1 protein-coding gene is annotated in these 1777 nt (G+C 34.7%); it reads left to right on the plus strand.

Going from position 1 to position 1777, the window contains the following annotated elements:
• Positions 1 to 185 precede the first annotated feature (185 nt).
• A complete protein-coding gene (locus ACVRWY_RS09465) occupies positions 186 to 1562 on the plus strand; it encodes a HAMP domain-containing sensor histidine kinase (RefSeq protein WP_354369918.1) in 1377 nt (458 codons plus the stop codon).
• Positions 1563 to 1777 lie beyond the last annotated feature (215 nt).

Here is a 1777-nt window from a genome sequence, read left to right on the forward strand (position 1 = left end):
GTTTCAGGAACTTTGAAAACTTTAAAAAACGGATTTTGATTGCCTTGAACATAAAGAAAGAGAGAACGAATTTCGTCCTCTCTAGGTGTTAGCTTTTCATCTACCCACTACAGTTGACAAAGAGCCCGACTTTTTTCCTTTTTCTGTTTATTTTTACTATTGTAACACTTTTGGCTTATGCTTCTATGAATTATATATTATTAAATCATGAAAAAGAGACACTTCAAGCAAATAGTCAAAAGTTGAGTACGGAATTGTCTGAGATTGATAAGGAGTTGACTTTAGATAATTTATCAGACTATCTTTATACGCATAGAGATTCTGATGTGGTGAAGGTTCAAGAATCGATTAGGGAACATCATATTTTTCGAGAAATGAGAGATTTGTCCTCTGTCTTGATATCAACACAACAAGCTTATATTTACAGTAGTCAAAAGCGATTAATTTTTACAACAGATTCTGAAAAAAATCCTCCAACCTTACGATATGTTGGGGAGATTTATTCAACGGCCTACAGTAACGTGAAAGGATATGTGCTGACTAAGCCGATTTATGCAAAATCCAACTCTAAAAAGATTATAGGTTATATTCAAATATTTCAAAATTTGCAAGTTTATTATAATCTTCGTAACCGTGTATTTTTCTTTTTGGTTATCATGGAAATTTTTATTTTGATTATTGGGCAGCTAGTTATTGTTGAGTTTTCTAGGCGTTTTTTAAGTCCTGTCCATACTTTAAATGCTTCCATGCGTGGGGTTGTGAAAAATCCTTCAGATTTATCTAAGCGTGTAGAAATTCATACTGGCGATGAGATTGAAAGTTTAGCTCATATTTATAATCAGATGCTGGAGCGGTTGAGTGAGCAAAATGATCGCCAAGTTCGTTTTATTAGCGATGTCAGTCATGAACTTAGAACTCCTATCGCTGTGATTAAGGGTCATTTAGATTTGTTGCAGCGTTGGGGGAAAAATGATCCTGAAATTCTAGAAGAGAGCTTAGAGGTTAGTTCAGTAGAAATTAATCGTATGAATATCATGATTAATGATATGCTTGAGATGGTGCGTATCACAGGAAGTTTTGAGCAGCATCAAAATGATACTTGTATAGTTCAAACATCAAGTGCCGCCATTGTGGGGAATTTTAGAGGCTTACACCCTGATTTCGACATCACCTTAAGTGAGCATATAGCTCAGCCTATTATGATTAAGATGTATAAAAATCATTTTGAACAAGCGTTGACTATCCTAATGGATAATGCTGTTAAATATTCTAGAGATAAAAAGGTTATTGACTTATCAATAGATTTAGAGGATCAATATGCTTTGATCAGGGTTAAGGATCAGGGAGAAGGAATTTCTAAAGAAGATCTACAGCATATTTTTGAGCGCTTTTATAGGTCTGATAAGTCACGCCATCGTGTAAGTACACAAGCTGGTTTAGGGATTGGGCTATCTATTTTGAGTGAAATTGTGGAAGCTTATCATTGTCAGATAGATGTTGTGAGTGAAGTGGATAAGGGAACAGAGTTTATGTTGCGCATCCCTATTGTAAGGGAAAAATGATCATTAGCATCATAGATGATATTTCTATTGAGAGGTTGGTGCAATCCAACCTCTTTATGTATTCTTTTAAAAACACTGTCGTATCTTACTGTACCTTTGTCAATGATGTGAGACCTAAAATGTTATTTTGAAGCTATCCATTTGTTAAGCTTTACTAGGAGCTAGCTCCTAGTAAAGCTTTTCTGATATCGATAGGAGATTTCCATCCTAAAGTT

The organism is Streptococcus porcorum, assembly GCF_053203725.1.